Origin of the sequence: Campylobacter helveticus (genome assembly GCF_002080395.1) — a bacterium.
GTDB classification, from domain to species: Bacteria; Campylobacterota; Campylobacteria; order Campylobacterales; family Campylobacteraceae; genus Campylobacter_D; species Campylobacter_D helveticus.
In genome coordinates, this window is sequence record NZ_CP020478.1 from 1519968 (window position 1) to 1543513 (window position 23546).

Annotated in this window: 21 protein-coding genes; 8 read left to right on the forward strand and 13 right to left on the reverse strand. The window is 35.5% G+C overall.

The genetic code is table 11. The features are described 5' to 3' along the window. Positions 1-849, forward strand: coding sequence for a 1-aminocyclopropane-1-carboxylate deaminase/D-cysteine desulfhydrase (locus tag CHELV3228_RS08030; protein WP_082200492.1), 849 nt, complete (start codon positions 1-3; stop codon positions 847-849). Here CHELV3228_RS08030 and CHELV3228_RS08035 read toward each other — a convergent pair. From CHELV3228_RS08035 to dsbD, 3 genes are read right to left on the reverse strand one after another with little or no spacing between them, the layout of a single operon-like run. Continuing rightward, complete coding sequence (locus CHELV3228_RS08035) at positions 842-2182, reverse strand: sodium-dependent transporter (RefSeq protein ID WP_082200493.1); 1341 nt, start codon at positions 2180-2182, stop codon at positions 842-844. The two genes, CHELV3228_RS08030 and CHELV3228_RS08035, sit on opposite strands and share 8 nt — an antisense overlap. Before the next feature lie 12 nt (positions 2183-2194). Continuing rightward, complete coding sequence (locus CHELV3228_RS08040) at positions 2195-2863, reverse strand: MOSC domain-containing protein (RefSeq protein WP_082200494.1); 669 nt, start codon at positions 2861-2863, stop codon at positions 2195-2197. A gap of 2 nt (positions 2864-2865) precedes the next feature. Then, positions 2866-4533 carry a protein-disulfide reductase DsbD gene (gene dsbD, locus CHELV3228_RS08045; RefSeq protein ID WP_082200495.1) on the reverse strand — a complete coding sequence of 556 codons (1668 nt, stop codon included), beginning with the start codon at positions 4531-4533 and terminating at the stop codon, positions 2866-2868. A gap of 83 nt (positions 4534-4616) precedes the next feature. Here dsbD and ppk2 point away from each other — a divergent pair, with 83 nt between their 5' ends. Together ppk2 and CHELV3228_RS08055 are read left to right on the forward strand one after the other, a co-directional pair. Beyond that, positions 4617-5504: a polyphosphate kinase 2 gene (ppk2, locus tag CHELV3228_RS08050; RefSeq protein WP_082200496.1), complete on the forward strand. Its 888-nt coding sequence runs from the start codon at positions 4617-4619 to the stop codon at positions 5502-5504. Beyond that, complete coding sequence (locus CHELV3228_RS08055; RefSeq protein WP_082200785.1) at positions 5479-6675, forward strand: M20 metallopeptidase family protein; 1197 nt, start codon at positions 5479-5481, stop codon at positions 6673-6675. Before ppk2 ends, CHELV3228_RS08055 begins: the two co-directional genes overlap by 26 nt. A gap of 14 nt (positions 6676-6689) precedes the next feature. On the opposite strand, the gene CHELV3228_RS08060 is transcribed toward CHELV3228_RS08055, so the two are convergent. Continuing rightward, on the reverse strand, positions 6690-7508 hold the full coding sequence (locus tag CHELV3228_RS08060; protein ID WP_082200497.1) for a peptidylprolyl isomerase: 819 nt from the start codon (positions 7506-7508) through the stop codon (positions 6690-6692). A gap of 115 nt (positions 7509-7623) precedes the next feature. Here CHELV3228_RS08060 and gltX point away from each other — a divergent pair, with 115 nt between their 5' ends. The 3 genes from gltX to CHELV3228_RS08075 are packed head-to-tail and all read left to right on the forward strand — an operon-like array spanning position 7624 to position 10934. Beyond that, the gene (gene gltX / locus CHELV3228_RS08065; RefSeq protein ID WP_082200498.1) at positions 7624-9015 is read left to right on the forward strand and encodes a glutamate--tRNA ligase; all 1392 of its coding nucleotides are present in this window, start codon (positions 7624-7626) and stop codon (positions 9013-9015) included. Beyond that, entirely contained in the window at positions 9015-10253 is a 1239-nt protein-coding gene (locus CHELV3228_RS08070) for a malic enzyme-like NAD(P)-binding protein (RefSeq protein ID WP_082200499.1), read from the forward strand. Before gltX ends, CHELV3228_RS08070 begins: the two co-directional genes overlap by 1 nt. Before the next feature lie 3 nt (positions 10254-10256). Then, complete coding sequence (locus tag CHELV3228_RS08075) at positions 10257-10934, forward strand: MqnA/MqnD/SBP family protein (protein ID WP_082200500.1); 678 nt, start codon at positions 10257-10259, stop codon at positions 10932-10934. Here CHELV3228_RS08075 and CHELV3228_RS08080 read toward each other — a convergent pair. From CHELV3228_RS08080 to CHELV3228_RS08100, 5 genes are all read right to left on the reverse strand, one after another. Continuing rightward, on the reverse strand, positions 10924-12312 hold the full coding sequence (locus CHELV3228_RS08080; protein ID WP_082200501.1) for a cation:dicarboxylate symporter family transporter: 1389 nt from the start codon (positions 12310-12312) through the stop codon (positions 10924-10926). The genes CHELV3228_RS08075 and CHELV3228_RS08080 overlap by 11 nt on opposite strands. Positions 12313-12430: 118 nt before the next feature. Then, a complete protein-coding gene (gene thyX, locus CHELV3228_RS08085) occupies positions 12431-13045 on the reverse strand; it encodes an FAD-dependent thymidylate synthase (protein ID WP_082200502.1) in 615 nt (204 codons plus the stop codon). An 8-nt stretch (positions 13046-13053) separates the two neighbouring features. Further along, the gene (locus tag CHELV3228_RS08090) at positions 13054-14244 is read right to left on the reverse strand and encodes a motility associated factor glycosyltransferase family protein (RefSeq protein WP_082200503.1); all 1191 of its coding nucleotides are present in this window, start codon (positions 14242-14244) and stop codon (positions 13054-13056) included. Next, positions 14216-14557, reverse strand: a complete 342-nt coding sequence (locus tag CHELV3228_RS08095) for a 6-hydroxymethylpterin diphosphokinase MptE-like protein (RefSeq protein ID WP_159445015.1) — start codon at positions 14555-14557, stop codon at positions 14216-14218. Before CHELV3228_RS08095 ends, CHELV3228_RS08090 begins: the two co-directional genes overlap by 29 nt. Then, a complete protein-coding gene (locus CHELV3228_RS08100; protein ID WP_082200505.1) occupies positions 14541-15083 on the reverse strand; it encodes a motility associated factor glycosyltransferase family protein in 543 nt (180 codons plus the stop codon). The genes CHELV3228_RS08095 and CHELV3228_RS08100 overlap by 17 nt, the downstream gene beginning before the upstream one ends. 94 nt (positions 15084-15177) lie before the next feature. Between CHELV3228_RS08100 and CHELV3228_RS08105 the strand changes: the two genes are divergently transcribed. Together CHELV3228_RS08105 and recJ are read left to right on the forward strand one after the other, a co-directional pair. Next, a complete protein-coding gene (locus CHELV3228_RS08105; RefSeq protein WP_082200506.1) occupies positions 15178-16803 on the forward strand; it encodes a CTP synthase in 1626 nt (541 codons plus the stop codon). After that, positions 16787-18370, forward strand: coding sequence for a single-stranded-DNA-specific exonuclease RecJ (gene recJ / locus CHELV3228_RS08110; RefSeq protein WP_082200507.1), 1584 nt, complete (start codon positions 16787-16789; stop codon positions 18368-18370). Before CHELV3228_RS08105 ends, recJ begins: the two co-directional genes overlap by 17 nt. Here the strand turns inward: recJ and pflB are convergent. From pflB to CHELV3228_RS08130, 4 genes are read right to left on the reverse strand one after another with little or no spacing between them, the layout of a single operon-like run. Further along, positions 18359-20797: a motility protein PflB gene (gene pflB / locus CHELV3228_RS08115; RefSeq protein ID WP_082200508.1), complete on the reverse strand. Its 2439-nt coding sequence runs from the start codon at positions 20795-20797 to the stop codon at positions 18359-18361. The two genes, recJ and pflB, sit on opposite strands and share 12 nt — an antisense overlap. Before the next feature lie 8 nt (positions 20798-20805). Then, the gene (serS, locus tag CHELV3228_RS08120) at positions 20806-22041 is read right to left on the reverse strand and encodes a serine--tRNA ligase (RefSeq protein ID WP_082200509.1); all 1236 of its coding nucleotides are present in this window, start codon (positions 22039-22041) and stop codon (positions 20806-20808) included. Between the two features lie 53 nt (positions 22042-22094). Next, positions 22095-23054: a tryptophan--tRNA ligase gene (trpS, locus tag CHELV3228_RS08125; protein ID WP_082200510.1), complete on the reverse strand. Its 960-nt coding sequence runs from the start codon at positions 23052-23054 to the stop codon at positions 22095-22097. Continuing rightward, positions 23051-23545 (reverse strand): shikimate kinase, encoded by a 495-nt coding sequence (locus tag CHELV3228_RS08130; protein WP_082200511.1) that lies wholly within the window; start codon positions 23543-23545, stop codon positions 23051-23053. Before CHELV3228_RS08130 ends, trpS begins: the two co-directional genes overlap by 4 nt. Position 23546 lies beyond the last annotated feature (1 nt).

Here is a 23546-nt window from a genome sequence, read left to right on the forward strand (position 1 = left end):
ATGCTCGAAAAGCTTCATTTTATAGGGCTTGAGTTTTATCTCAAACGCGATGATTTGCTAGGTGAGCTTAATGGTAATAAGGCAAGAAAATTAAGCTTTTATCTCAAACAAAACTATCCTAAAAATCAACGCTTTATAAGCTATGGAGGCTCTCAAAGTAATGCCCTAGCCGCCCTTAGCATTTTTGCAAAAAATTATAAATTCATATTTGTATGTGAAAAAATTTCAAATTTTTTAAAACAAAATCCTTGCGGAAACTACGCCTTTGCTCTTCAAAATAATGCAGAAATTTTAGAAAATTTACATTTTTCAAGCCATAGGGAGATGGCATTAAGTTTATGTGAAAAAAACGATATATTTATCGAAGAGGGTATCGCAAATCAAAATGCCGAACTTGGCTATATGGAACTTGCGAAAGAATTAAAAGAACACTCCAAAGAGCTTGGTGTAAAATTTGATATTTTCCTACCCTCAGGCACAGGCACTTCAGCAACTTTCCTAGCAAAACATAGCGAATTTAGAGTTTTTACCTGTGCTTGTGTGGGAGGAAGTGCTTATCTAAAAAAGCAAATTTTAAAGCTTAACTCAAAGGAAGATTTTTCTAATCTTTTCATTTTAGAACCCCCAAAGAAATATCATTTTGCCAAGCCTTACAAGGAATTTTACACCCTTTATAAGGCTTTAAAGCAAGAATGTGGGGTAGAATTTGACTTGCTTTATGATATGGTTGGTTTTAGCACCCTAATGCATCATAAAGATAAACTTAAGAACATCCTCTACATTCATCAAGGTGGCACTTTGGGTAATGAAAGTATGCTTTTAAGGTATCAATTTAAAAAGTTTAATTAATCATACCAAAATAAAAAATCACGAGGATTATCAAAGGCACGACAAATTTAACATAATAAAACCACACGCCAAGCCACATACTTTTTAATTTACCCTCATTTGAAAGTTCTTTTAGACACTCTTCTTTTTTTAGCACCCAACCCACATAAATACAGCACAAAAATGCCGTCAAAACAAAAAGTACATTTCCACTAACAAAATCAAAAGTATCAAAAATGTTTTTGCCCTTTATCAAAACTACATCACTTAAAGGTCCATAGGTCAAAATGCAAGGTAAATTTCCCAAAACAAAAATCACGCCTAAAGTAAGGTTAATAGCCGTATTTTTCTTAAGCTTAAATTTTTCTTCCAAAACGCTAATAATTACCTGATAAATAGGCAAACTAGTCGTAAGTGCGGCGATTAGTAAAAGCACAAAAAACAAAGCACAAATGAGAGTGCCAAAATGGATATAAGAAAAAGCTATGGGTAAGGTCTCAAACACTAAAGACGGACCTTTATCGGGCTCTAAATGTGCCGAAAAAAGTGCAGGAAATATCATAAATCCAGCTAAAACAGCAATGAGAGTGTTTAGAACTCCCGTATAAACGGCTGTTTTTATCATATTTTCTTTTTTATTAAGATGGGAAGAAAGCGTTATCATCACACCAAAACCAAGCGAAAGGGCGAAAAATACCTGCCCCAAAACATCGATGAAAAGTTTGGGGCTAAGTTTTGAAAAATCAGGCAAAAGATAAAATCTTATCCCCTCCATAGCACCATCAAGACTTAAATTTCTCCCCACAACTAAAACAAGGCAAATAAAAAGCATAGGCATTAAGAATTTCACAGATTTTTCAATCCCATCGATAATTCCACGCCTTAAAATAATATAATTAACTATCACAAAAATCGTTGTGAAAATTCCTATCCCAAGAGGATTAAGGGCAATATTTTGCGTGTAAAATTCGTGGGTATATTCTTTACTAACAGGATTTGCAAGGTCAAAATTTCCAAATAGCAAAGAAAAAATATAGACCAAAACAAACCCTCCAAGCACCATATAATAAGCCATTATCCCAAAGCTCCCCAAAAGCCCCATATAGCCTACACTCTGCCATTTTCCTTTAAAAGCATCGACGCTATTTTTCATCGATTTTCTACCGATAACATTTTCAACCAAAATCACAGGAATTCCAATGAAAATCATAGCAATGCAAAAAGCCAAAACATAAGCTCCACCGCCATTTTCTCCCACCAAGTAAGGAAAACGCCAAGTCGCTCCAAAGCCTATGGTTGCACCTGCAACTGTTAAAATGTAGGTTAGGGTATTACTCCAAGTTTGTCTTTGCATTGCTTTATCCTTTTATAATTTTTGCATATAACTCATATCATATTGATTTTTAAGCCTTAAATCAATACTTTTTTGCCAGTTTTGACTCAAAATGTCTCTAAGTTTTTCTATTTTCTCTTTAAAATTTAAATTTTGACTCAAAAAGTCTTTAGGTTTGTAAAAAAATCGATTTAAGTCCATAATGCTAAGTTTTGCCGAATTTTTTTCCAAAATTTCAAGTTTTTCGCCCACTTTGCAAGTCCCCTCTTGCAAAACTCTATAATACCACCCGCTTAACCCGCTTTCAAAAATTTCTGCACAAAAATCACTTTTTTGATGAACTTTTGAAATTTTTACACAGGGTAAGCGTGGCTCACTCACTTGCAAAATGACACTTCCTAAACGATGGATATCTCCCACACAAACACTTTTTTCATCAACTCCACTCAAGCTTAAATTTTCTCCCATAGCTCCATAATTAAGCTTTTTTCCTAGAAATTTTTCCCAAATTTCATAATGACTTATAGCATTCGCAAAAACAGCCTTTTGCGAACCTCCGTGATTTTTCATATCGGCTATTTCATTTTCACTAAAGCCTAAAATTCCTACAAAGGCATTTTGTAGATAAATATCCTTAATGAAAGCACTTTTAAATTTCTTGTAATCTTTAATCTTTCCCACCTGCATACTAACTAAAAGCATTCTCACAAATCCTTTTTTAAAAGCATATCTGCCTCAATATAGCCTGTGATTTTTTCCTGTCTTTCGCCACGATGAAAAAAGATAAGAACGGGCGGAGCAAAAACCTCAAATTCTTTCATTATTTTAAGCTGCGTAGGGCTATTTTCACTCACATCAATTTTAATTTTTTCATAATCCGCAAAGCTAGAAACAACCCTCTCGTCCTTAAAAACTTTTGAATCTAAAAGCTTACAATACTCACACCAAGAAGCCGTAAAATAAAGCAAAACTTTCTCTTCATTTTTTATTTTTTCTTTGATTTGGTTTAAATCTTGCAATTCTTTAAAAACTAAACCTTGTTTTTTTGTCTCTTTTGCACTTAAATTTAGAGGACTAGAAAACGATTTTGCCCCCAAAACACCCCCAACAAAAAGCATTAGGCTATAAGTTAAAACTAAAATCAAAAGAGCTTTTTTAATTTTTTGTATCACATTAAAAGCTGTGTCAAAAAGTCCCATAAAAACGACAAAAAATACGCCCAAAATACCATAGGCTATAAGTATGTAATTCAAAGGCACGACACGAGAAAGTATCCAAAGTGCCATAGCAAGCATTACAAAACCAAAGAAAATTTTAATCTTATCCATCCAAAATCCGGGTTTTAAAAAACCAAGTCCAAGCCCCACAAAAAGCAAAGGCACACCCATACCAAAACTTAGCACGAAAAGTGCCATTGCCCCTAGTAAAGGCGAACCTGAATTTGCAAGATAAAGCAAAGCTCCAGCCAAAGGAGCCGCCACGCAAGGACCTACGATAAGAGCAGATAAAAAGCCCATTAACGCAACGCCCACAACACCTTTTCTTTTATTTGTCTTTTGCTGGATGAAGCTTTGCAAAGCTTTAGGCAACTCAAAATTAACATTACTAAAACACACAAAAGCAAAGAAAACAAAAAGTAAAGAAAAGCCTATCAAAAGCCAAGTTTGCTGTAAAAACGCTTGAACACTCGCCCCCAAAAAACTAGCCAAAACCCCCGCTAAAGCATAAGCTAAAGACATAGAAAAAACATAAATGAAAGAAAGTAAAAATGCCGTTTTTTTACTCGGTTTTTCTGTATTTTTTGCAACAATGATGGAAGATAAGATGGGAATCATCGGCAGAGTGCAAGGGGTTAAAGAAAGCAAAAGTCCATAAGTAAAAAAACTAAACAAAACAAAAGCCAAATTCTCACTTTTCAAAGAAAAGGCGATTTGCTCTTCTTCGCTTTGCGTTTTTTGATATGAAGTTACTTCATAAATTTTACCCTTTTTATAAAGTGTAAATTCACGCTTTTGCGGAGCATAACATAAACCATCATTTGAACAACCTTGATAAGAAAGTGTCAATTTGGAAGTATTTTTAACATAATCATTTAACATCAAATTTGATAAAGCGATTTCAAGGGAGTGCAAATAAACCTTTTGATTTTGCTTAATTTCCCCTTGCGGGTAATTTAAAAAAGCTGAGACATCCTTATCGTCAATTTTAATTTTAAGTTGATTATGATAAAGAAAAGTTTTATCCGCTATATCAAATTTCAAAAGCAAGGCTTGCTCACTAGAGAAAATGTCAAGCTTAAAGGCTTCTTTAACACTCAAAACATTAGCAAAAGAAAATTGCAAAAAAAGCAAGGCTAGGACAATAAATCGCATTTTTACCTTATAAGTAATGATTTTTAAGCTTAATTCTAAGTTATTATGGTAAATTTAAACTAAACACCCACAAAGGAGTTAAGATGTCAAAAGAACACAACGAAGAAGAGTATGTAGAAGTCAAGGTAAAAAAAAGCACCTTAAAATATGAAAAAGACTTGGAAAATCTTCAAATCGAGCTTTTGAAATTTCAAAATCATGTCAAAGCTCAAGGCTTAAAAATTCTCATCATTTTAGAAGGACGCGATGGTGCAGGTAAGGGAGGGAGCATTAAAAGGCTAACTGAGCATTTAAATCCTAGAGGTTGTCGCACGGTCGCACTTGGAAAACCAAATGCCGTAGAACAAACGCAGTGGTATTTTCAACGCTATGTAAATCACTTGCCATCAGCAGGCGAAATCGTCATCTTTGACCGCTCTTGGTATAATAGAGCCGGAGTTGAATATGTAATGGGCTTTTGCACCCCAGAACAACACGAGCAATTTTTAAGAGAAGTGCCGCTTTTTGAACATATGATACATAAAAGTGGAGTAATGTTTTTTAAAATTTATCTTTCCGTCTCCAAAAAACAACAACAAAAACGCTTTAAAGAACGCCTTAAAAATCCTCTTAAACAATACAAACTTTCTCCAGTTGATCAAAAATCACAAGAATTATGGGGCAAATACACCATAGCAAAATACTCTATGCTCTTAGCATCTAACACAGAGGCTTGTCCTTGGACGATTATCGATTCAAACGATAAGAAAAAAGCAAGACTTAATCTTATACGCTTTATCCTTTCGAAAGTAGAATATCCGGGCAAAAAAGAGGGTAAATTTTCTAAAATTGACTCGAATTTAGTTAGAAGTGGCGAGGAAGAAATCTTTAAAATGGAAGCTGAAGCCGGGCAAAATAAAGACATAGAAAATGCCGAAAATGGTGGATATGAAGAGGAGCTTGATGATGCAACAAATTTTAAGCAAGATTGAAAACCTTACGCAAAAATACTATGCTGATATAGTGGAGCTTAGACACGCTATACATATGCACCCTGAGCTTGAATTTGAAGAGGAAAATACAGCAAATTTACTTTGCGAAATTTTAGACAAATATAAGATAAAATACAAAAGAAACATCGCCAAAACGGGCATTTTAGCACAGATTGATGGAGAATTAAACGCCCATAAAAAATGTGTGCTTTTAAGAGCAGATATGGACGCTTTGCCCGTGCAAGAAGAGACAAATTTGCCCTACGCTTCCAAGATAAAGGGCAAAATGCACGCTTGCGGACACGATGGACATAGTGCGGGACTGATGGGGGCCTTGCTGATCTTAAACGAGCTAAAAAGCGAATTTAGTGGGAGTGTGAAATTTATGTTTCAACCTGCTGAGGAGGGCAGTGGGGGAGCCAAGCCCATGATAGAGGCGGGGATTTTGGAAAATCCTAAGGTGGATGCGGTTTTTGGCTGTCATTTGTGGGGTGAGGGTCTGGAAAATACGGCGCAAATCATGAGCGGGGAGATGATGGCGGGGGTGGATGTTTTTGACCTAGAATTCATCGGCAGGGGCGGACACGGCGCGCATCCTCACACTACGATAGATCCCATCGTGATGGCGGCGAAATTCATCAGTGATATTCAATGTGCTATTTCAAGACGCTTAAGACCTGTAGATGCAGGTGTGATAACCATAGGAAGCATCCACGCAGGAACAACCTTTAATGTTATCCCACAAAATGCCCTTTTAAGCGGAACTGTGCGTTTTCTAAGCGAGGAAAATCAAGCTCTTTTACAAAAAGCTATCGAAAATACCGCCAAGGCTGTCGCTTTAGAATTTGGCGGAGAATTTAGACTGGATTATAAAAGAGAATATCCTCCCCTCATCAATGACGCGAAAATGGCTCTGCTTGCAAGGAGGGCCTTTGCGAAGGTTTTGGGCGAGGACAATGTGATAAGCGACGCCAAGCCTACGATGGGGGCGGAGGACTTTGCCTACCTCACGCAGGCGAGGAAGGGGGCTTACATTTTTGTGGGAATTTCTAAGGATCTGAAAAATCCTACCAGACATCATAGCAGCACCTTTTGCTGGGATGATGAAAATTTAAAGGTCCTGATGCAAGGGGACGCCTTGATGGCTTTGGAATTTTTAAATCAAGCTTAAATAATACCTTAAGATTAATTCTTAAGGTATTCTATATTTAATTTAGAACGAAGTTTATCAAAATAGTCTTGAATATAATTTTGTCTTTGTTCGTTAAAATAAACATTCATCACGCTATCTTTGATTTGCTCAAATTCAGGGACATTTGCTCCGCTTTTCGCCCTTACCTCATAAAGCTCGAAACCATTTCTAGAATTTAACACAGAGGAAAATTCACCGATTTTAAGTTGAGATAAAAGAGCTAAAAGTCTTGGGTCGGCATTATTGACATTTAAATTCACATTTTCACCCTTTAATGCAACCTTTTTTTCCGCTTTCATTTTCTCTAAAATATCTTGTTGATTAGAGCGGTAAATTTTAACATCGATAGAGGTGTAAAGGATAAATTTTTCTTTATTTTCTTCAAAAAAATTCTTTGCACTTTCCTCGCTAAAATCCGTCTTATTCATACTGGCTATTTTTTCATAAAGCTTTCTTTTTTCTAAATCCTTTTTAAGATTATGGCGGAAAAGCTCATAGCTTTGCCCTCTAGCTTTTAAAGAATTTTTAAACTGCTCCAAATTCATTTTATTTTGCGAAAGAATTTTAGAGACAGCCGCATCAACCTCAAGCTCATTAACAACAATGGCAAATTGCTTCATTTGAGAAAGTTCCATTTTTTCATTAATAAGCACCGCCAAAGCTTGCTCTCTTGGCACTTTTAAAACCTTCATCGTTTGCTCTATATCATAATTTGTAATAGGCTCTTTCTCTACAATAAGAGCGACAGAATTTAGCACTTTTGCATTTAAAACACCCACTAAAAATAACAAAATCATCAAAAATTTTCTCATCAAAAAACCTTTATTTGCGTGATAAAGCCAGATTATAACAAAACTAAGAAAATAAATGCCCTTAACATTAAGAAATTTCAATTATAATTTTCGGCATTAAATTTAAAGGTTAAATATGCAAGAAATTCTCACAACGCGTTTTGCCCCCTCCCCTACTGGATACCTACACATAGGGGGTTTAAGAACGGCACTTTATAACTATTTATACGCAAGAAAAAACAAGGGGAAATTTTTACTTCGCATTGAAGATACAGATTTGAAAAGAAATTCTAAAGAAGCCACAGAGGCGATACTTGAAGCCTTTAAATGGTGTGGTTTGGACTATGATGGCGAAGTAGAATATCAATCACAAAGAAGTGAAATTTATAAAAAATATATTCAAAAACTTCTTGATGAGGGCAAGGCATATTATTGCTATATGTCAAAAGAAGAGCTAGAAGAATTAAGACAAAGTCAAGAAGCTAAAAAAGAACGCCCAAAATATGATGGTAGATATAGAGATTTTAAAGGCACTCCCCCTCAAGGAATCGCTCCTGTCGTGCGTATCAAAGCGCCGCAAAATGGAGAAATCACCTTTAAAGATGGCATAAAAGGCAGGGTGGAATTTAAGGCTGAAGATATACTAGATGACTTTATCATCGCAAGAAGTGATGGAAGTGTAACTTATAATTTTTGCGTTGTCATTGATGATGCCTTAATGGGAGTAAGCGATGTGATAAGAGGCGATGACCATCTTTCAAACACTCCTAAACAAATCGTGCTTTATGAGGCACTCGGCTTTAAAATCCCTAAATTTTTCCATGTGGCAATGATACACGGAGAAGACGGCAAAAAGCTCTCCAAAAGACACGGGGCAACCGATGTAATGGAATATAAAAATATGGGAATTTTACCCCAAGCCTTGCTTAATTTTCTTGTGCGTTTGGGTTGGAGTCATAATGATGATGAAATTTTTTCTTTAGAAGATTTAAGAAAACTTTTTGACCCACATCACATCAACAAAGGTGCTTCCTCTTATAATTTTAAAAAGCTCGAATGGCTCAATGCTCATTATATCAAAACCCTACCTTTTGAAGAAATCAATTTTCAGCTTAAAGAACTTGGTTTTGACTTAAGTAAGGTGCAAAAGGCGGGATTTTTGCTTGATTTATTAAGAGAAAGGGCAAAAACCCTACTTGACATCATAAATTCAGCAAAAAGCATTTTAGAAGCACCGAAAAGCTACGATGAAACTGCGATTTTAAAATTCGTTAATGATAGCAATCTAAATTTGTTAAAAAACTTCGCCAACTCCCTTAACGCACAAAATAACGCAAAAGAATTTGAGGAATTTACCAGCAACTTCTTGGAGCAAAACGAAGCAAAATTAAAAGACTTAGCCCAGCCCCTACGCATAGCCCTAACAGGCGGTGCAGTAAGTCCTAGCATATTTGAAGTTTTAGAATTCTTAGGCGTTAAAGAGTGTAAAGAACGCATACAGGCATTTTTGAAATATAAGGAAAAATAATGAATTTAAAAGAAGAAGCTCTTAAATACCACCTAGGCGGTAAAATCAGCATACAGCCTAGCAAAGCCTTAAATACAAGCTATGATTTAAGCCTTGCCTATAGCCCCGGTGTCGCAGAGCCTTGCCTTGAAATCGCTAAAGATGAAAATTTAGCCTATACTTATACCAACAAATCAAATTTAGTCGCCGTAGTTAGCGATGGCTCGGCAGTGCTTGGACTAGGCAATATAGGCGCTATGGCTAGTAAGCCCGTGATGGAGGGAAAGGCGTGTTTATTTAAAAAATTTGCAAATATTGACGCTTTTGACCTAGAAATTAATGCACATAGCGTAGAAGAGATTGTAGCCTTTTGTAAGGCTTTAGCACCGAGTGTTGGGGGGATTAATTTAGAGGATATCTCCGCACCAAAATGCTTTGCCATAGAGGCAGCCTTGCAAGAGCTTGGCATTCCTGTTATGCACGATGACCAGCACGGCACGGCTATTATCTCTACTGCTGGTTTAATGAACGCTATGGAAATTAGCAATAAAAACTTTAAAAATATCAAAGTTGTCATCAGTGGGGCTGGAGCAGCAGGGATTGCCAGTGCGAAAATGTATAGAAATTTAGGCGTTGAAAATATTGTTTTAATCGACAGCAAAGGTGTTGTGAGTAAAGATAGGGCGGATTTAGGTATAGAAAAACTTGAATTTGCAAGGGATACAAAGGAAAGAACTTTAAGGGACGCTATGAGGGGTGCTGATGTATTTTTGGGACTTTCAAAACCTAATATTATCGATGAGGAAATGTTAAAGTCTATGGCACAAAATCCTGTTATTTTTGCTTTGGCAAATCCTGTGCCTGAAGTAATGCCGGAACTCGTCAATCAAATCCGTAAAGACGCCATAGTCGGCACGGGTAGGAGTGATTATGCTAATCAAATTAATAATGTCTTAGGCTTTCCTTTTATCTTCCGCGGTGCGCTTGATGTTAGAGCGAGTAAAATTACAGAAAATATGAAAATTTCAGCCGCAAAAGCTTTGGCGGATTTAGCCAAACTTCCTGTTAGCGAGAAAGTTAAAAAAGCCTACGCAATCAGCCATTTAGAATTCGGCAAAAACTATGTCATACCTAAACCTTTTGATGTGAGGGTTAAAGCTCTTGTTAGCACGGCTGTGGCAAAAGCTGCGGTAAAAGACGGGGTGGCAAAAATAAAAGAATTTGACGAAAAAGCCTATTTTCAAAGTTTGCAAGGATAGATGATGATTTTTGGAAAGATTGACTACATCAATCTTCTGCCCCTCCACATTTATCTTAAAAAATACCCCCTACCAAGTGGTATAAAGGCAAGTTTTGAGCGTAAAAAAGGCGTCCCAAGTAGGCTTAACCGCGCCCTTTACAAAAGGCAAATTGACGCAGCTATCATTTCAAGCATAGAGAGTGTTAAAACAAAATATCAAAATCTAAATCTTGGAATTTGTGCCAACAAACAAGTTTTAAGTGTTTTGGTGGAGAAAAAAACGCCAAATCAAAAAGATTCAAGCTCGGCAAGTTCCAATGCTTTAGCTACAATTTTACAACAAAAAGGCAAAGTTGTCATAGGCGATAAGGCATTAAAACTTTACTTAGAAAATAAAGAAAATTTCATAGACCTATGCGAAGTATGGCACAAAAAGACGAATTTGCCTTTTGTTTTTGCGCGTTTTTCTTGCACACAAAAAAAGGCACTTTATAAAAAAATTTTACTTCCTTTTGCAAAAAAAAGGATTAAAATTCCAAGCTACATACTGGAAAATTACGCCAAAACAAGAGAGATAAATAAAAAAGATATTTTATTTTATTTAGAAAAAGTGATTTATTATAAACTTGGAAAAAAGGAAAAAAAGGCTTTAGCAAAATTTACTAAAGCCGTGCGTTTTAAAACGAAATTTAGGACTTGAAATAAGTCTCTTTATCTAAAGCATTTAAATTCTTAGCCGTGCAAAGTGCTGAAGTCATCGCCCCTGAGACATTACTCGCCGTCCTTGCCATATCTACAATAGGGTCGACCGCCAAAACAAGACTTAAAAGCATAAAATTATCCCCAAAACCAATGCCCGCTAACATTATCGAAGCTGCCATAGTCGCACTGCCAGGAACTCCAGCTATGCCTAAAGAACCAAGAATTGCCACTAAAACTATCATCAAAATAAAGCCAAAATCAAGTTCCACGCCTAATATATGTGCTACAAAGACCGCTGCCATAGCAGGAAAATAACCCGCACAACCATTAAGTCCCGTAGTTGTGCCAATAGAAGCCACAAAATTAGCTACGGCTGGGGATACGCCAAGTCTTTCTTGTAGGGTAGAGATACTTAAGGGTAAAGTTGCAACGCTTGAACGAGAGCTAAAAGCAAAAAGCCAAACAGGGAAGGCTTTTTTAGCATAAATCAACGGATTTAAGCCTTGAGAAAGTAGCATTAAAAAATGCACTCCAAACATTAAAATCATAGCCACATAAGTGAGTATAATAAAAAGTCCTGCTGTCTTAATCGCTTCAAAGCCATTGCTTAGAATTACATTTGCCATCATACAAACTACCGCATAAGGCATAAAGCGAATCACAGTCGCTGTCATATTCATCATAATGCCATAAAAACTTAAAATAAGCTTTTGAAAGCTTTCAAAAGGCTGTGCGTATTCTTCTTTTTGACTAATATTTTTCGCACAAAGTCCAATAAAAAAGGCAAAAAGAACTATGGCAATGATATTTTCCTTACTCATAGCATTAACGATATTGCTAGGGATTAAATTTTGTAAAATACTTGTGAAAGTTGCGATTTCTCTAATTTGTCTAGTCCCTTCATTGACACTTAAACCCTCGCCTAAGCCAAAATTAAGTGCTAAACTAACACCTAAAATAGCCGCTAAAGCTGTGCTAAAAAGTATCCAAAAAAGACTAGTGCCAATCAAAGAACTAACCTTAATGTCTTGATTAATTTCTATAATGACCTTAATGATACAAGCAAAAATAAGAGGAATAACAAGCATTTTAATGAAGGCTACAAAAACAGAACTAAAAAAACCAAACCAATGTTTCGCCTCGCTAAACCAAATGATATTCTTAGCTTCATCACCGCTAGGATAAGCGGCTAAATGTTGCAAAATAAAGCCTAGTAAAATACCGATAAAAAGTGCGAAAAGCATTCTTAAAGAAAAATTAATTTTCTTATCACGCATCTTTTTAAGCGTAAAAAATGTAGCGAAAAGCACAGCAAAAATGACGAAAATTTGCCAACTTGAAAATCGTAAGAAGTGAGTAAAAAATTCCTGATTCATAAAAAGTCCTTTGAGAAATTATATTTTGAAAGGTATATTTTCATATTTATATACCTTGAAAGTGATTATGACAGCTTTTTGATTAAAATAGGATAAAAAAACTACGATTTATAAAATTTTAATCTTGCATACAGTGTTCAAAAATAAAGCGATGCTCATCAGGCAGTGCTTCAAACATAGTCCTCGCTAAAGCCCTTATCTCCCATAAAGCCGATTTTGAACTTCGCAAAGATAAGAAATTTTGCAAACTTCTAGCATTAATGCTAAAGGTAAGTTCTGTTTTATAGCTTTCAGGGAGGCAGTATTTAGCCAAATCAAGACTAATGCTTGTTTGCAAAATCACGCGTAAATTTTCAAGTGCTTTAATGCTAGCATTATCCACCGCCTCATTACCGCAAAGCACCAAATAACGCCTAGCGTTTTCAAAATCATTTTCCTTAAATTCACTTTCATTTCTAAGCTCTTTTAAGGTATAGCGCGTGCTTTTGACACTAAAACTCGCATGCCTATGACGGGCTAATTCTTGCAAACAAGCCCTTGAAATTTCTTGGATATAAAAATTATAATTTAAATGTTCCAAAGTCGAAGCGTGTTTAAATTTATTTCCCACTCTGTCAATTAATTCTTTATCCTTTTCTCCACCACAATCGCCCTTTTCAAAACTCTGCCAACAAGTGCGTGTGGCGTGAGAACAAACACTAAGAGGGGTATGAAAAAGTAGAGTTACTTGCATTATTTTCCTTAAAATTTTTTTCGAATTCTAGCTACTTTTTCTTTCCATTTTGTAATTTTCTCTAGCAAATTTCTCTTTTTTAGCTCGTTTTCTAACGGCTTAAGATTATTTTGAAGAGAGCTTTTTTGCCTCTTAATTGAAACTAAAACAAGACTTAACCACCGCAAATAAAGCCTTACTAAAGCTAGAATTTTTTGCCTTTTTTGCTCTTCACTTTGAGGCTGCAACACAAAAATTTGCATAAACTCAAGCTCAAAGCTATGCAAACTAGGACGCAAAATTTCAAGTAAAGCCCTAGTTTTAAGGATATTTTCTTTCAAATCATCAAGCTCAATGCTTAAAATTCTTAAAGCCTCATTATCTAAATTTTCATAATTTAAATTCCCAAAAAGCGCCTTAAGCCTTTCCTCCACTTTTTCGCAATTTTTTACCGCATTAAAAACTTTTGCAAAAGCTTTTAATAAAAGCTCATCTTGCTTATTTTTACTTAAAGGCTTTAAATTTGGCAAAAATTTTTGTGATTTTTCATTTAAAAACTCTTCGCAACACTCCCTAAAAGGCTTTTCTATCGCTCCTTTTATCCTCGCCCCACCCTCAGTAGCGTTATATACTCTTATCCCATTCTTTAAAGCCCTAGTGATAAAAAGCTCCAAAACTTGCTTAAATAAAAGCCAAATTCCGTGAGTCTCAACTTCTCCCTTGCCTCCATAAGCCTCCGCACTAAGCTTCTTATACATATTACTTTCAAAGGTGGAAGAATTTAAATAATCTTTAGGATGCGAATTCCCCTGTTTGTCAAATGCTAAATCCTGCCCTATAAAAATGATATTCTCAAATTTTAAATCACAAGCTAGATTAAAAGCCATATGTGCCACACTAGGACAATCTTCTATATAATCAAATTCCTTAAAATCACAATAATAAGCAAAGTCATAGTAGCGTGGAACTAAGATGTAAGAACGCTTGTTTTTTTCTAAATACTTAATAGCATTAGGATGCACAACAGCAGCAAGGATAAAAAGTATATCTTTATCAAATTCTTTAAAGTCATTATTAAAAAATTCCGCTGTTAAATCGATGCGTTCTAGCATAAAAACAAAATCTGGCTTAATGCCCTCTTTCGCAAGTATAGGGTAAGCACTATCGGCTGCGAAAATAACGGCTTTATCACTATAAGCTTTTAAAAGAGAAAGTTGCATCGATGCGTTCTAGCATAAAAACAAAATCTGGCTTAATGCCCTCTTTCGCAAGTATAGGGTAAGCACTATCGGCTGCGAAAATAACGGCTTTATCACTATAAGCTTTTAAAAGAGAAAGTTGCTTAGTAAGGCTTGGACCTGTGCTTACGATGATAGCAGTTTTGCAATTTTTCACATAGCTTTTTTGAAGCATTTTAAGACTAGGGTGATTAAGCATTTTAGGAAGGTTGCAAACGAAATTTTCAAGACCCATTAAAGCATCGTCGATGTCATTACCATAACACAAAGTGCTTTTTTCAAAAAATTGTCTCATCGCCAAATTTTTCATAAAAACCACACATTATTTCTAAACGATAAATTCTTGCAAAAAGATTCAAGCTCTCACAAAGGGCGTTAAAATCCGCTTCGCTAAATTTCGCAGTGTCAAAAAAACGCAATTTAGTCCCTAATAATTCTTTAGAAAAATCAAAAATATGTAAGATGTGCCATAAAATTTCAAGCTCCTTTTCAAAGACAATAATAAGTTTATGCGTAGGATTTTGAAAAAGAATTTTGAGTAAAACTCCATTACCTACGCCGTAAAAAAATAACACAGGATAAAGGGCGAAATTTTGCCGATAAAAAGCAGCCTTACTTTGAACTTCGCTTAAGGGGTTTAAATAGAGCTTATTACCCCCCCCCCCCCCAACATTTTCTAAATTGATATCTAAAACATCATTTCCTTGCATAAATGTATAAGATGTGCTTTTGATTTGACTTAATTTTGTTTTTAAAAATTCATCTTCGATAGCTTGTAAATTTGTCCCAAAAATCATTTCTTGCGTGGGGGTAAAGTGCATTTTATTTCCTTAAAAGTTATGCTGTGATTTTACTTTAAATAATAAAACAAAAAGTTTTTTCTCGTTATAATTACACTAAAAATAAGGCAAATCAATGAAACAAACTAAATATATTTTCGTAACGGGTGGGGTTTTAAGCTCTCTTGGCAAAGGCATAGCAGCAGCCTCTATTGCTACGCTTTTGAAAAATTCCAAGCTTAAGGTAAGCATTTTAAAAGCCGACCCTTATATCAATGTGGACCCTGGCACAATGAGTCCTTTTGAACACGGAGAAGTTTTTGTAACAGAAGATGGAGCGGAGACGGATTTGGACTTGGGGCATTATGAAAGATTTTTGGACGAAAATTTAAATCAAAATAATAATTTCACCACAGGCAAGGTTTATCAAAGCGTCATTGAAAAAGAAAGGCGCGGCGAGTATCTTGGTAAAACCATACAAGTCATTCCTCACATCGTAGGCGAGATAAAAGAGAGGATTATTAAAGCTGGAGAGGGCAAAGATGTTTTAATTGTAGAAATCGGCGGCACTGTCGGCGACATCGAGGGTTTGCCCTTTTTAGAAGCTATACGCGCCCTAAAGCTTGAAGTAGGTAAAAATAACGCGATGAATATCCACCTCACCCTCGTGCCTTTCATCAAAGCCGCAGGGGAGCTTAAAACTAAGCCCACTCAACACAGCGTTGGAGAGCTTAGACGCATAGGTATAAGCCCTGATATGATAATTTGCAGAAGTGAAAAGTCGCTAGGTAAGGATTTAAAGGATAAAATCGCCATTTCTTGCGGCGTGGATAAAAACTGCGTGATAGAAAGCGTGGATGCGGCTAGCATTTATCAAATTCCGCTTAATTTCTTAAAGCAAGACATCTTAACACCCATTTGTCAAATTTTAAACCTCAAAGCCCTAAAGCCTGATATGCAAAACTGGGATAGCTTAGTCAAAAGAGTCATCGCACCTAGCAATGAAGTGAAAATCGCCTTCGTAGGCAAATATGTCGATTTAAAAGAAAGCTATAAAAGTCTCACGGAAGCTCTTATCCACGCAGGAGCTGCTCTAGATACTAGGGTAGAAATTCGTTGGATAGATAGCGAAAAGCTTGAAAATTTAAATTTAGAAGAAAGCTTTAAGGAAGTGAGTGGAATTTTAGTCGCTGGGGGGTTTGGATTTAGAGGCGTGGAGGGGAAAATTAAAGCCATCACCTACGCAAGAGAACACAAAATCCCATTTTTAGGCATTTGCCTTGGTATGCAACTTGTTTTAGTGGAATTTGCTAGAAATGTTTTAAAACTTGAAGATGTCAATTCGAGCGAATTTGAGCCAAATTGTAAAAATCCTGTCGTTTATCTCATTGACGAATTTATAGATAATAATGGCAAAAAGCAAATTCGCACCGCTAAAACTCCACTTGGTGGCACAATGAGGCTAGGTGCTTATGAGTGCAAAATAAAAGAAAATACCCTGCTAAGTAAAATTTATAATCAAAAAAGCGTCAAAGAACGCCATCGCCATCGTTATGAGGCTAATCCTAAATTCCGTAAAGATTATGAAAGCAAGGGGCTGATAGTGAGCGGGGAAAGCGATGGCTTGATTGAAGCTGTGGAACTTAAAACTCACGATTTTTTCCTAGCCGTGCAGTTTCACCCTGAATTTACTTCAAGGCTTGAAAGGGTTAATCCTGTCATTTTAGGTTTCATCAAGGCAGCAAATGAATATCATAACTAAAAGGAACATTAAGCAAATTTTAGCTGCGCGTTTTGAAAAAGATTTGCATACTAAGCTTTGTGATTTACCCCTGCCTTGTTGCCTAAAGGACGCCTATAAGGCAGCGCATCGCATTAAAGAAGCGATTGAGAAAAATGAAAAAGTTGCTATTGTTGGAGATTATGATGTTGATGGGATTATTTCCTGTGTGATTTTGAGCGAATTTTTTGACGATATAGGTTTTGATTATGTCGTAAAAATTCCCAACCGCTTTAAAGATGGATATGGCTTAAATGAAGAAATTATCAATGAACTTAATGTTGATGTTATCATCACGGTTGATAATGGCATAGCCGCCCTAGAGGCAGCAAAACTTTGCAAAGAAAAAAAGATAGACCTAATCATCACAGACCATCACACACCTTTACAAACTCTCCCGGATGCTTATGCCATTATCAATCCCAAGCAAAAAGATTGCGAATTTCCAGACATTGAAATTTGTGGAGCGCAGGTAGCTTGGTATTTAATCGCCGCTTTGAAAGAAGTGTGTAAATTAAAATATGATATGTGTAAATTTTTAGAGCTTCTAGCTATAGCCATCATTGCTGATATGATGGAGCTTAGGGACTTAAATAGAGCCTTAGTAAGAAGAGGGATAGAGTGCATTAATAAATCTAAAAGAGCAGCTTTTAAGGCGATAAAGCACTATTATCAAAAAGATAAATTTGCCATCGATAACATTAGCTTTTTAATTGCTCCACTTATTAATAGTGCTGGCAGAATGGACGATGCGAGTGTTTCTTATAAATTTTTACATACTAAAGATTTTAATGAAGCTCTAAATTATTTAGAACAAATCATAAGCTTTAACGAAAGTCGAAAAGATGAAGAAAAACAGCTTTTCGAAGAGAGTTTAAGGCAGGTTGATGAAGATGATGCTTGTGTGATTGTCGGTGGAGAAAAATGGCACGAAGGGGTGCTTGGTATCGTAGCAAGTCGCTTGGCAAAACATTTTAAAAAACCTTCTTTTGTTTTTTCTATTAATGAAAATAACTTAAAAGGTAGTGCCAGAAGCGTAGGTAAAATAGACATTTTAAATTTAATATCCAAAGCAAATATCTACCTAAAAAACTATGGCGGACATAAAGGTGCTGCTGGACTAAGTTTAGAGCTTAAGGATTATGAAAATTTTAAGAGTTTGATACAAAAAGAAAGTGCTTTAATTAACAAAGAAGAATTTTTAGAAACAGAAGAAATTCTAGGGGTGCTAGAACCGAGTGAGATTGATTTTGAAATGCTTGAAATTTTAGAAAGCTTTGAGCCTTTTGGGCATAAAAATCCTCGCCCCTGTTTCGTTCTACAAAATTTAAAGGTCAAAAACAAAAAACTTTTAGGCAATGAGAAAAAACATCTAAAACTCATCTTGGTTAAAGAAAATAGAACCATAGAGGCTTTATTTTTTAATTTTGACAAAGAGCCAAATTTAGAAGATAGTATCTCTCTTATAGGAAATATTTCCAAAAATGAATTTAGAGGACTCATCACACCTCAATTTATTATCCAAGAAATTCTTCCGCTATCTTCTTAAATCAAAAGTAAAAAATTTACTCTTAAAATCATTTGGCAAGGCTTTATACTGCAAAAGTGCTGGTTCGTAATTTTGCACCTCGTGGTATAAAAATCCAAGTGCAGCCTTGCTTTCTTTATTAGTATTATCATTTAATTTAGCAAGTTGCAAAAGTGCTATGGCTGAGTTTGGATTATTTGCTCCTGTGGCAGCGACAGCAGCTAAAAAAAGCGTGTGAGAATCTTTAACTTGATACTCGTCAATCAAGATATTATAAAGTGCATAAGCCTCCTCAAACTGCCCAGCAAAAATATCCAAATAAGCTAAAGTTTGAATCGCTCCCTCATTTTGCCCAGCATTTGTATTGAGATATTCTTTAAATTTTTGCCTTTCCAAATTTAAAATCCCCGCAATGTGCATTAATGCGACATAATACTCTCTAGCAATGTCCGCTCCACCAAACACAGCCCTATAATCAAAACCCAAATTTTTAAAATGAATTTGTGCGTTTTGGGCGTATTCTTTTATATTTACATTTTCATTAAGCGAATTAAAATACAAAATCTGACTTACTATATCGTTTGGCAAACTCGCCTTTAGTTGGGCGATTTTAACACCCACTTGCTGATTTAAACCATTATTTTTAGCAATAATCGCTTCAAAAATAAGGCTAAGGGGCGTGTCTTGTTTTACCTCATCTAAAAAAGGTAGCATAGCGACAAAATCGGCATTTGCCAAAAAAAGCATACTTTTTGCCATATTTGCCTTAAATTCCACATCTACACCCATATTTTCTATGATTTCATTGTAAAATTTATGCGTATCCGCCCCACTAAGCTTTGCGCTTAACATAGCAAAAGCTCCCGCTTGATAATTTTTAGGATTAAGATGATAAGAACTTGCAAAATGCTTGTAGGCTAGGTCGTAATTTTGTAACTGAGCGTAAGTTAATGCGAGATTATAATGCAAAATACTATGCTCTGGGTAAGTTTCTAGCAGAGCTTTAAATTCGGCATTTGCCTGTCTTAAACGCTGATTTAAAGCGTGATTGATGATATTAGCAATTTTAACATTTGTCGAAGAAAGCGCCCGACTGGCAGCCAAATAATTATCCGTATTAAAATTATCATCTACAAAACCTGTAATATTTGCCTTTTTAATATAAAGGGCTGCTTGTTTGCTGTCAAAGACCTGATATGGCGCAAAATAAAAAAGTAAATCAAACTGGTCTTTAGGATTTTTAAGTAAATCTTTTGAAAAATTTTTTTGCGCTAAATTAATGTCAAAAAGCTCTTTTGAAAGTATGGTTTTGATTTTATAATGTTCCAAAATTTTATACTTCATCGCCTCATCTTTATAAACGCTATTAAGACGCATTAGCATATCTTGAAATTTACCCGTTTTCAAATCCACAAGCGTGATAGTCGAAAGACTAGCATTAAAGTCTCTTTCTATTTTCATCGCAGTTTCCAAAGCTCTTCTAGCCTTATCATACTCACCTATCCTTGCATATAACAACCCTAAAGAAAGGCTTGATTCAAAACTTCCCTGCGTTGTAAGCTCATTAATCGCCTTTTTATCAAAATCCATCTTGGCATAAATTTTTGCGGAAAGATACTTTGCTGTATCTGTGTAAGGCTCTATTTTGGTTTTTTGAAGCATTTGTAAGGCTTCTGGATAATAACCTTTGTAATAATTTATAAGACTAAGATAATACTCATAAAGCTTAGATTTGCCCTCCTTTGGCAAATAAACCTCAGCCAAGCCTATATAATAACGAAATTTCTCCTCATCATTAAGCTTTAATGCACAAACAGCAGCATTGATGGCAGAAACACTTTGATTTTCTCCGTTAGAAATAGCCTTTTTAAAGCTCTCAAATGCAGTAGAAAAATCGCCCTCGTTCATCTGCGAGACACCTAAATTATAATTAGAAAGTGCTTCGTTATAAACGGCAACTTGCGCATAAACCTCTAAGGCTTGCTCAACTTCACCCCTAAGATAGAGTGCATTTGCCTTTTGTATCATTCCATCAATCTTAGCCATATCACTATAATCATAAGACTCATCAAGTGGCGTTATAGGCTGAATTTCATCTTTATCGGCAAAAAAATCTGCCTTAATATTACCCTCATTAAAAGTAAGATAAAAAAGTGTAAAAATAAGAATAGAAATAATTGTCAAAGAAAGTCCCACAAGAGACATAAATCTTTTATCTTTATACCATTCTTGTGGTTTTTCTTTATCTTCTTCAAAAAAGGTGCTTTCCTCTTCCTTTGCCACCTCCCTTGTAAAGCTAAAGCCTGTGCTACTTTCACTAGGAAGCTCATCGGGTAAAGTGGCTAACTCCTCTCCCTCAGGTGCTGCACCCTCCTCACCCCTAAAGCCATCTAAACTTTCATCTAGCCTTTTTTCTTCGGGTTTTTCAAGGATTACTTCTTCAGCCATTTAACTTCTCAAAAATACTTTCGCAAGACATCAGGGATAATCACTTTACCATCTTTATCTTGGTAATTTTCCATAATCGCTACTAAAGTTCTACCTACTGCCAAAGAAGAGCCATTGAGCGTATGCACGAGCTCATTTTTACCCTGCTCGTTTTTATAGCGAATTTTCGCCCTTCTTGCTTGAAAATCGCGACAATTTGACACAGAAGAAATTTCTCTATATTTATTTTGTCCGGGCAACCAAACTTCTAAATCAATCGTCTTAGCCGCACTAAAGCCTAAATCTCCCGTGCAAAGCATCATCAAGCGGTGTGCTAAACCAAGCGAACTAAGCAAATCACTCGCACACTCACACATTTCATTAAACACGCTTTCGCTTTGCTCTGGGCTTGTAATGCTTACAAGTTCAACTTTTTCAAACTGATGCTGTCTTATAATGCCTCTTGTATCGCGTCCTGCACTACCAGCTTCTTTTCTAAAACACGCACTATAAGCCGTCATTTTGATGGGTAAATTTTCCGCATTTAAAATTTCATCGCTAAAAAGATTTGTTAGGGCGATTTCGGAAGTGGAAATAAGATATAAATCCTCATCATCTATCTTATACATATCTTCTCTAAATTTCGGCAGTTGTCCCGTGCCAAACATCGCAGCTTGATTAACCAAAAAAGGCACATTGACTAATTCAAATCCTCTTGTTCGGTTAAAATCTATCATATAATTTATCAAAGCACGGTTAAGTAAAGCCGCCTCACTTTTAAGCACACAAAAACGACTCTGCGCTATCTTAACCCCTCGCACAAAATCAAGCCAACCAAGTTTCTCACCAAGCTCAAAATGCTCCTTAGGCTCAAAATCAAATTGCGGTGGGGTTAGCACCTTTTTAAGCTCTAAATTCTCATCTTCATCAGCCCCCACAATAACATCATCATCGGGGATATTTGGAATTTTAAAAGCCAAATCCTCAAGTTTCTCTTCTAGCTCTTTTACCTTTTGATTTTGCGTAGAAATTTTTGTCTTATTTTCACTTAATTTTTGTTTTAATTCTTCTTTATTTTCGGCATTTGCTAACTCTTTGCTAAATTTATTTTGAAAGGCTTGAAATTCCTCTAAAAGCCCTCTTTCTTTTTTTAAAAGTGTAAAAATTTCACTTAAATTTTTTAATAAAGCCTCATCAACTTTTTTATTTTTAAGCTTAAGCACCACACTCTCAAAGTCATTTTGCAATCTTTTTAAATCTAGCATTTACCCTCTTTTATAAAAATTTCTTAATCATAACCTAGATAGGTTAATTATTATTAAAGCCCTATTTTTTCATAAATTTTTTGCATTTTTGCTCTAGCTATCTTTCTTGCTTTACTCGCCCCAAATTCTAAAATTTCTTCAAGTTTTTTAGGCTCTTTTAAATAATTCTCATAGCTTTCTGTCGCTTCTTTAAAATAAGCATTTACAAGCTCATTTAAATACATCTTAAAATGCCCATAGCCCTCGCCACCTCTTTCATAACGCTTCTTTAATTCTTCTTGCCCCTCTTCATCTAAAAAAAGCTTAGAAATTTGAAAGATATTACACTCTTGCCATTTTTTTGGCTCTTCTAAAGGGGTGCTATCTGTTACGATAGAAGAAATTTGTTTTTTTCTTAATTTTTCATTTGCAAAAATATCTATGGTATTTTGGTAAGATTTACTCATCTTAGCCCCATTTGTGCCAGGCACCACAGCGACATTTTCATTTACTCTAGCTTCTGGCAGAGTGAAAATTTCTCCCCATTCATTATTGACCTTTATGGCAATATCTCTTGCGATTTCAACATGCTGAATTTGGTCTTTTCCCACAGGCACAATTTGCGTATCAAAAAGCAAAATATCCGCCGCCATTAAAACAGGATAAGAAAAAAGTCCGTGTGAAGAAGGTAAGCCCTTAGCCACCTTGTCTTTATAACTATGCGCTCTTTCTAGCAAACCCATAGGACTAAACTGCGATAAAATCCAGTAAAGCTCAAGCACTTCTTTAACATCACTTTGAAGCCAAAAAATGCTTTTTTCAGGCTTTATGCCAAGACTTAAAAAAGCGGCAGCGGCTTTAAGGGCATTTTGCTTTAAAATTTCTCCCTTTTGGCTCGAAGTCATTGCGTGATAATTTGCAATAAACATAAACATTTCACTATCATCTTGTGCTTCAATCATCGGCTTAATCGCACCAAAAAAATTCCCTATATGTAAATCTCCACTCGGTTGTAATCCCGTCAAAACTCTCATTTTATCCTCTTTTTTAATTCATCTATCAAGCTTTCTACGCTTTGATTTTCTATATCTAAAATTAAATTTGCCTTTTTTTCGTATAAATTAATTCTTGAATTATACAAATTCCTTGCTTTTTCTTCCTCATAAAAAAGCGGTCTTTTTGCTATTTCTTCTTTGTTTAAACGATTTTTTAAATACTCAAAACTTGCCCTTAAATACACACAAAAGCCTATTTTATCTAAATCTTTTACATTGATAAATCCGCCTCCTGTGGCTATACAAATACCCTTTAGCTGTGCTAAAAAATATGCCATTTTTTGCTCTTCTTGACGAAAAGTTTTCTCGCCAAAATTTGCAAAAATTTCACTCACACTTAAATTAAACTGCATTTCAATTAAAGTATCACTATCGATAAATACACGCCCACTTTCCCTCGCAAAATCCCTGGCTAAAGTGCTTTTACCACAGCCCATAAAACCGATAAAAAGGATATTTTTCATTTTTATG

What these genes read in the sequence shown, in the direction of transcription:
- trpS (WP_082200510.1), bottom strand. Translation starts at nt 23,054, where the DNA reads ATGAGAGTTTTGACGGGATTACAACCGAGTGGAGATTTACATATAGGG.
- gltX (WP_082200498.1), top strand. Translation starts at nt 7,624, where the DNA reads ATGCAAGAAATTCTCACAACGCGTTTTGCCCCCTCCCCTACTGGATAC.
- thyX (WP_082200502.1), bottom strand. Translation starts at nt 13,045, where the DNA reads ATGCAAGTAACTCTACTTTTTCATACCCCTCTTAGTGTTTGTTCTCAC.
- CHELV3228_RS08100 (WP_082200505.1), bottom strand. Translation starts at nt 15,083, where the DNA reads ATGCACTTTACCCCCACGCAAGAAATGATTTTTGGGACAAATTTACAA.
- CHELV3228_RS08080 (WP_082200501.1), bottom strand. Translation starts at nt 12,312, where the DNA reads ATGAATCAGGAATTTTTTACTCACTTCTTACGATTTTCAAGTTGGCAA.
- serS (WP_082200509.1), bottom strand. Translation starts at nt 22,041, where the DNA reads ATGCTAGATTTAAAAAGATTGCAAAATGACTTTGAGAGTGTGGTGCTT.
- CHELV3228_RS08090 (WP_082200503.1), bottom strand. Translation starts at nt 14,244, where the DNA reads ATGCAACTTTCTCTTTTAAAAGCTTATAGTGATAAAGCCGTTATTTTC.
- pflB (WP_082200508.1), bottom strand. Translation starts at nt 20,797, where the DNA reads ATGGCTGAAGAAGTAATCCTTGAAAAACCCGAAGAAAAAAGGCTAGAT.
- CHELV3228_RS08070 (WP_082200499.1), top strand. Translation starts at nt 9,015, where the DNA reads ATGAATTTAAAAGAAGAAGCTCTTAAATACCACCTAGGCGGTAAAATC.
- CHELV3228_RS08030 (WP_082200492.1), top strand. Translation starts at nt 1, where the DNA reads ATGCTCGAAAAGCTTCATTTTATAGGGCTTGAGTTTTATCTCAAACGC.
- CHELV3228_RS08060 (WP_082200497.1), bottom strand. Translation starts at nt 7,508, where the DNA reads ATGAGAAAATTTTTGATGATTTTGTTATTTTTAGTGGGTGTTTTAAAT.
- CHELV3228_RS08055 (WP_082200785.1), top strand. Translation starts at nt 5,479, where the DNA reads ATGCAACAAATTTTAAGCAAGATTGAAAACCTTACGCAAAAATACTAT.
- CHELV3228_RS08105 (WP_082200506.1), top strand. Translation starts at nt 15,178, where the DNA reads ATGAAACAAACTAAATATATTTTCGTAACGGGTGGGGTTTTAAGCTCT.
- ppk2 (WP_082200496.1), top strand. Translation starts at nt 4,617, where the DNA reads ATGTCAAAAGAACACAACGAAGAAGAGTATGTAGAAGTCAAGGTAAAA.
- CHELV3228_RS08075 (WP_082200500.1), top strand. Translation starts at nt 10,257, where the DNA reads ATGATTTTTGGAAAGATTGACTACATCAATCTTCTGCCCCTCCACATT.
- CHELV3228_RS08095 (WP_159445015.1), bottom strand. Translation starts at nt 14,557, where the DNA reads ATGAGACAATTTTTTGAAAAAAGCACTTTGTGTTATGGTAATGACATC.
- dsbD (WP_082200495.1), bottom strand. Translation starts at nt 4,533, where the DNA reads ATGCGATTTATTGTCCTAGCCTTGCTTTTTTTGCAATTTTCTTTTGCT.
- CHELV3228_RS08040 (WP_082200494.1), bottom strand. Translation starts at nt 2,863, where the DNA reads ATGCTTTTAGTTAGTATGCAGGTGGGAAAGATTAAAGATTACAAGAAA.
- recJ (WP_082200507.1), top strand. Translation starts at nt 16,787, where the DNA reads ATGAATATCATAACTAAAAGGAACATTAAGCAAATTTTAGCTGCGCGT.
- CHELV3228_RS08035 (WP_082200493.1), bottom strand. Translation starts at nt 2,182, where the DNA reads ATGCAAAGACAAACTTGGAGTAATACCCTAACCTACATTTTAACAGTT.